A 6,714-nucleotide genomic window follows, 5' to 3' on the forward strand; every position below is an offset into this window, starting at 1 on the left:
CGCTCGGACCGTTCGGCGACGGCGGCCTCGGCCTCGCGCTGCATCGTCAGGTCCAGCGTTGTTCGCACGACCAACCCGTCGCGGTCGATGTCGTAGCCGCGCGGCTCGGCCCAGGCCTGGAGCTCGCGCCGGACGGCGGCGGTGAAGTGGGGCGCCGCGCTGTACGTCGACGGCTGGGGCTGAAGGTCGATCTAGAGCGGCTCGGCCTGGAACGCGCGTGTGTCCTCGAGGTCGATCACGCCCTGCTCGCCCATCAGCCGCAGGACCAGGTTGCGCCGCTCTCTCGCGGCCTCGGGGTGGCGGACCGGGTTGAACTGGCTCGGCCCTTTCAGCATCGCCACCAGCATCGCCGACTGCGAGACGGTCAGGTCCGGCGCGTGCGTACCGAAGTACGTCCGCGCCGCCATCTCGACGCCGAACGCGTTGTAGAGGAACGGGACCGTGTTGAGGTACGCCTCCAGGATCTCGCGCTTGGTGTGATCGTCCTCGATGGCCCTCGCTGCCAACGCCTCTTTCGTTTTGCGCTCCAACGTGCCCGCGTTGCCGATCTCGTCGGGAAACAAGTTCCGCGCGAGCTGCTGGGTCACCGTCGAGCCTCCCTCGCGGCGTCCCCGGACCGTATTCCAGATCGCGCCGACGGTCCGCCGCACGTCGACGCCGCCGTGCTGGTAGAAGGCCCGGTCCTCGGTCGCGATCAAGGCGTCGACCAGGTCGACGGGGATCGAGTCGAGGGGGACCCACTCGCGGAAGTCAGGCTCGAACTGGGTCAGACGCTCGCCGCGCACGTCGAGCACGACGGTCGGCTGAGACTGGGTCGCACGGGCCAGGGCGTAGGCGTCGGGCGTCTCGGGGAGCAGCGACCACGCGTAGATGGCGAACGCCAGTGCAGCGCCGATTCCAGCACCGAGCCCGACCAAAGCGGGGATCCCAAACGCGACGCCAATGCGCCGGCCCCACGAGGCGTCGCCGTCGGTGATCGCTCGCCAGTACCGCTTGAGCGGGTTCTTGGTCGGCTTCGGCCGCCGAGGCGGAGCCGGTCGAGGGCGAGCGAGGAGCGGGTCGGAGGACAATGAGCGGTCGGGGACGAGGGGCATCAACGCCTGCAGATCCAATCCCGTGCCGGATCTTGGAAATGTCCGAGTGAGACCTCGACGATCTGTGTCGTGCAGGTTCCGCGTCCGTGGTCTGTAGCTTCCGAGACGAACCCACGAGCGCTATGCCGTCGGACGCCGGATCTCTTCTCGTGTCCGCGGGGGCGACGCGCAAAAAGCGGCGCCCCGGTTGACATCCCTACCAGGCCGTCCTCGAGGGCGGACGCATCGGCGCCCTCGAGGACGAGATGCGAACGATTCAATCCCCAAGAGCAACCGGCCGGTCGGTCCCGCCTTGGCTCGACGTCAGCGCGCGGGCCGTCTCGACCAGGCGAATGAACTCGGCTCGGTCGCCGTGCGGGTCGTCGCCACGAGCGCCTTGGGCGAGCTCCAAGGCGTGGCTGTAGCTCGCGCCCGGCGCGTAGTCGCTCGCCCCGAGCAACAGGGCCGCCTCGGTCACCGCGACCGCCCAGCGCGTCGCCTCGGTCGCATCCCCCAGAGCGACCACCTCACCGGCGACGGCGACCTCGAGGCCGACGCTCTCGTCGGAGAACGTGCCGGCCTCGAGGGCGGGCTTGTAGCGGAGCGCGACCGTCATCCACTCGCCCGACTGGGCCGCGGCCGTCAAGGCCGGCGTGGCCTGGTACCGAAGCCCGTCCACGCCCGCCGTCGGGACCTCGACGCCGACGGGGACGATCTCGTACAGCGCGGTCACGGTGTGTCCCGCGCCCAACTCCCCGGCGTCCTTGGCGTCGTCGCGGAAGTCCTCGGCCTCGAGGGCGCGGTTCTCGTAGCCGACCAGGCGGTAGCCGGCGACGCGCGCCGGGTTGAACTCGACCTGGATCTTGACGTCTTTCGCGATCGCGAACAGCGTCCCACCAAACTCACGCACGAACACGCGCTCGGCCTCGCGGATGCCGTCGATGTAGGCGTAGTTGCCGTTGCCGTGGCCCGCCAACGTCTCCATCTTGGAGTCCTGCAGGTTGCCCGTGCCGAACCCGAGCACGGACAGGAAGACGCCCGACTCGCGCTCGGCCTCGATGAGCCGCTGCATCTCGGCGTCCGACGACTCGCCGACGTTGAAGTCGCCGTCCGTCGCCAGGATGACGCGGTTGGTCGCCTCGGAGTCGAAGTTTTGGCGCGCGACCTGGTAGGCCAGACGCAGGCCTTCAGCGCCGCCCGTCGAGCCGCCTGCGCGCAGGTCGTCGATGGCCTCCAAGATAGCGGACTTGTCACTGGTCGGGGCCAGACGAACGCCGGACGCGCCAGCGTAGACGACGAGGGCGACCTTGTCCTGCGGCCGCATCTCGCGGACCAAGAGTCGGAACGCGCGCTGGAGCAGTTGGAGCTTGTCCGGCGACTGCATCGAGCCCGACACGTCGATCAGGAAGACCAGATTGGCCGGCGGCAGGTCGTCCGAATCGATCCGCTCGCCCTGGAGCCCGATCCGTACCAGGTGGTGGTTTGGCGCCCACGGTGCGGTCGTGATCTCGGTCGAGACCGCGAACGGGTGCTCGCCGGTCGGGCCATCGAGGCCGTAGTCGAAGCTGTTGACGAACTCCTCGACGCGGACGGCGTCCTCGGGCGGCAGACGGCCGTCGGTCAGGAAACGGCGGGCGTTGGAGTAGCTGGCCCGGTCGACGTCGATCGAGAACGTCGAGAGCGGCGCGTCGAGGGAAGCCTTGAACCCGACCTCATCGACGGCGGCGTAGCCCTCGCGGTCCGTCGGCGGCCGGTACATCGGGTTGGCGACGCCGCCGACCGTGGCCGCCACACCCCGACCTCGAGACATCGTCAGCATCGGAGCCCCGACGGCGTCACGTTGGATCATCGGCCGCTCGTACTCCACCACGACCTCTCCGAGCGTGTGCCCCTCGAGGGCGAGATCCAATGTCACGGCTGCGCCTGCCCGGACCTCCACCTCGGCGGTTGCAGCCTGATACCCCACGTAGGCCACCCGAACCGTGTGGCGGCCCGGCTCGACCTCGAGGCGGTACCGTCCCCCGATGTCCGTCGCAGTGCCGACGCCTCGGAGACCGACGACCAGGACGTTCGCACCGACAAGCGGATCACCAGTCTCAGCGTCGGTAACCGTCCCCGAGACGACGCCCGTCGAGGGCGATGGGCCGACGACCGGGACCGGAGCGGCGAGGAGGAGCGAGAGGGCGGCGACAAACGCGAGCATAGATCCGTGGGTGAATGCAGAAGCAACGTCGAGAATGGCGGTCTCGTACCGCAAGGCACTCGGCGTGCCATGGTCGGCACACGGCCCGCCTTTTAGACACTCGCTAGCCGCCGCCGTTGCTCACTACGTCACATCCGACCTCGAGGACGACCGAGCCTGCCGGCGAACGCAGCATCCGCCGCGCCGAGGCGAAATGAGGATGGCACCTCCCTCAGGTACGCTACCAGCATCCGAAACCCGTCCGCCCTCGAGGACGGTTAGGACAGCTGGACGCGCCGGATGTACTGCCGCACCGCCACGCCCGACGCGATCAGACCCAGGATCACGCCGAGCACAACGGAGATGCCCATCATGAACAACGGCGACCCGCCCGGCCATCCGGTGACCGAGCCTCCGCCGTCGGCGGACCGGATGAAGTGCAAGAACAGGTCGTAGAGCCCCCAGATCACGAACCCGGCCACGACGCCCGCCGCCGCGCCTTGGAGCACGCCCTCGATCAGGAAAGGCCGACGGATGAATCCATTGGTCGCGCCGACCAACTTCATCGTCTGGATCAGCATTCGGCGCGCGTAGATCGACAGCCGGACGGTGTTGCCGACCAACAGCAGGGCTGCGATCACGACCAACAGACCCACGCCCAAGCCCACGCTCGAGAACAGCCGCACGTTGCGCTCGACCGCCTCGACCGACGCCCGGTCGTAGGCCACCTCGTCGACCGCCGCCCAGCCGTCGACCAGGCTGGCAAGGGCCGCGAGGGAGTCCGGCTGTGCCGACCCGCCGCCCAGGCGCACGCGGTAGCTGGCGGGCAAGAACTCGGCGTCGTCGTAGAGGTCGGCACCTTCTCCGAACGCCTCGCGGAAGATGGCGGCGGCCTCCTCTTGGGAGACGTACTGCACCGAGTCGACGCCGGCCAACGTGCGGAGCCGGTCGCCGACGCTCGCGATCGCCTCGGGCGCCGCCTGGTCGTTGAGGAACACCTCGACCTCGCTGGCCCGCTCGCGGAGCGACTCGGCGAGCGACTGGCCTTGCCATCCGAGCAGGCCAAAAATGCCGATCAGAACCAGGGCGACGGCGAGCGCGGCCACGCTGGTCGCGGCGGCGATCTTGGCCCGGCGGAAGCCGGCGAGCCCCTCGCGGAGCGTGTACGGGAGAGCCACAGGTGTCGGGGGGAGACCTCGGAAGGTAGGACGACCGACGCCCCCGTCCCACCCGTCCTCGAGGCATGTCCTGAGCGTAGCCGAAGGGACCACTCAGGCCGCGCGGCGAACGGAGCCCGGCGACCGTCCCGTCCACCGTTTAAACGCGCGGCTAAACGCGGCCTCGCTCTCGTACCCGACGCGGTGCGCCGTCTCGGACAGCGACTCGTTCGCTTGCAACAACTGGGAGGCTCGGTACACCCGCCACCGTGTCACGTGACGCATCGGGCTCTCGCCGACGACGTCTCGAAACCGTGCGGCAAACGCCGACCGTCCCAGTCCGACTTCTCGACCTAGCGCCTCGACCGTCCACGGCGCAGCGGGCGTACGCTGGATCACTGTCAAAGCCGGCCCGACGTAGGGGTCGCGGAGCGCTCCAAGCCACCCCACGTTCGCGACCCGCTCGTCCGCGATCGCCGCACGCACGGCCTGGAGAAAGACGACGCTCGACAGGTGCGCCATGACCGTCGAGGCGCCGGGCCGGCCGTTCTGGCTCTCGCACGCCAGGAACCGGAGCGTGTTCGCGAGCCAGGGCTCCGCCTCGTTCGCGGCGTCGCGGACGACCAGGAGCGGCGGCAGTGCCTCGAGGACGGGGTGCTCCACGGCGTCCTCGAAGGTGACCCCGCCGCACACCATCGAGGTCGTCGGAGGCCCGTCGCCGTTGCGCAGCACGCCGTCCGGCCCGGGCGGCCGTCGCCTCGAGAGCCCGTCGACGGGCTCGACCGGTTGTTCTGAATCGCTCCGAAACGTCGTCGACTCCCCGTGGGGTAGGACGGCCAAGTCCCCGTCCTCGAGGACGGCGGATTCGCCTCCGGCCTCGAGGAGGACACTTCCTTTCTCGATGTAGTGGAACGCGGCGGGTGACGGCGGAACGGAAAAGCCCCACGAGCCCGACAGCTCGCTGCGGTAGTAGAAGGCGCCGACAGGACGAAGGCTGCCGAATGCGGCGTCGAGAGGGTCAGTCATAGGCATGGACGATCTGCAACAAGATAGAGACTTTCAGACATGACTCGTCCGGACACCGACCTCGAGGTTGAGGGCTCACCATTTAGATCCTCATGCTTGCCATCACCACCCCGACAGGCCACATCGGCTCTGCGCTGACCCGTCTCCTCCTCGACGCGGGCCGCGACGACCTCGTCCTCCTCGTCCGAGACGCCTCCAAGCTCTCGGCCGACGTCCGCGCTCGCACCGAGACGCGCGAGGGCGTCCTCGAGGACGCCGACTACGTCCGCGCGGCGACGGAGGGCGCCGACGCGCTGTTCTGGCTCAGCCCGGTCAACTGGGGCCACCCCGACCCGATGGACTGGTACGAGACGTTGGGCCGTTCCGTCGTCGGCGCCGTCGAGGGCGGGGTCGGGCACGTCGTCCACCTCTCGTCGGAGGGCGCGCAGGACCGCGATGGGCACGGGCCGGTCAGCGGGTTGGGCCGCATCGAGGACGCCCTCGACGCGACGACGGCCGCGGTCCGCCACCTTCGCCCGACGTTCTTCTTCGAGAACTTCGAGGCCCAAATTCCAGCCATCCAGAACGCCGGTGCCGTGTTCTTCCCGGTCCCCGAGACGACGGCGACGGGCATGATCGCGACGGCCGATATCGCGCAGGCCGCTGCGGACCTGCTCCTCGACCTCGACTGGTCCGGAACGGAGACCGTGCCTCTCCTCGGTGCCGAGGACCTGACGTATGCCGACGCCGCAGCCGTCCTGTCCAAGGCGTTGGGCCGCGACGTCCGCGCGCAGCAGATCCCGCCGCAAGCGCTGCACGGCCAGTTGTCGGAGATGGGCGCTCCGAAAGCGTGGGCCGACGCGATGGTCCAGCTCTACACCTCGATCGGCTCGGACGCGTACAGCGGCGACGAGCGGACGGCGGCCTCGACGACGCCGACGCGGCTGGAGGATTGGGCGCGCGAGTCGCTGCGCCCCGCCCTCGAGAACGCGTGATGCAGACCCGCCCGGCCTGACATCGACTCGAGGTCGGACCGGGCGGGCCGAAACAGAGAGCGCCCGGCGGGGGGGGCCGCCGGACGCTCGAACGGGGAGCTGACCCTGAGGGCGGGTCTGGGTCGCTCAACCCGAGTGGGTGGCCGCACGCGGCCGGAGTCTGTGCGCCAAAGGTAGCCGCGCCCTCGAGGACGGGCAAGAACCCTGCGCGAAGCCTAGACCTGGCTCATGGCCGTCCGCAAGCGGTTGCGGGCGCGATCTCGTTCGGCCTCGAGGGCGGCGCGCTCTTCCGGGCTCTGGGC

General features: G+C 69.6%; 5 protein-coding genes. 1 reads left to right on the forward strand and 4 read right to left on the reverse strand.

The annotated features are described in order from the left end of the window. Window positions 1-191 precede the first annotated feature (191 nt). The 4 genes from WBA11_RS15765 to WBA11_RS15780 all read right to left on the reverse strand — a co-directional run bounded on the left by WBA11_RS15765 (window position 192) and on the right by WBA11_RS15780 (window position 5,438). On the reverse strand, window positions 192-1,094 hold the full coding sequence (locus WBA11_RS15765; protein WP_424521614.1) for a transglycosylase domain-containing protein: 903 nt from the start codon (window positions 1,092-1,094) through the stop codon (window positions 192-194). Window positions 1,095-1,350: 256 nt separating this feature from the next. Continuing rightward, a complete protein-coding gene (locus WBA11_RS15770; RefSeq protein WP_424521615.1) occupies window positions 1,351-3,276 on the reverse strand; it encodes a YfbK domain-containing protein in 1,926 nt (641 codons plus the stop codon). Between the two features lie 257 nt (window positions 3,277-3,533). Next, a complete protein-coding gene (locus WBA11_RS15775; RefSeq protein ID WP_424521616.1) occupies window positions 3,534-4,433 on the reverse strand; it encodes a cell division protein FtsX in 900 nt (299 codons plus the stop codon). Window positions 4,434-4,526: 93 nt separating this feature from the next. Continuing rightward, on the reverse strand, window positions 4,527-5,438 hold the full coding sequence (locus tag WBA11_RS15780) for an AraC family transcriptional regulator (RefSeq protein WP_424521617.1): 912 nt from the start codon (window positions 5,436-5,438) through the stop codon (window positions 4,527-4,529). Between the two features lie 92 nt (window positions 5,439-5,530). Between WBA11_RS15780 and WBA11_RS15785 the strand changes: the two genes are divergently transcribed. Continuing rightward, complete coding sequence (locus WBA11_RS15785; RefSeq protein WP_424521618.1) at window positions 5,531-6,412, forward strand: NAD(P)H-binding protein; 882 nt, start codon at window positions 5,531-5,533, stop codon at window positions 6,410-6,412. The last annotated feature ends 302 nt before the right edge of the window (window positions 6,413-6,714 follow it).

The organism is Rubrivirga sp., from assembly GCF_049648075.1.
GTDB lineage: Bacteria > Bacteroidota > Rhodothermia > Rhodothermales > Rubricoccaceae > Rubrivirga.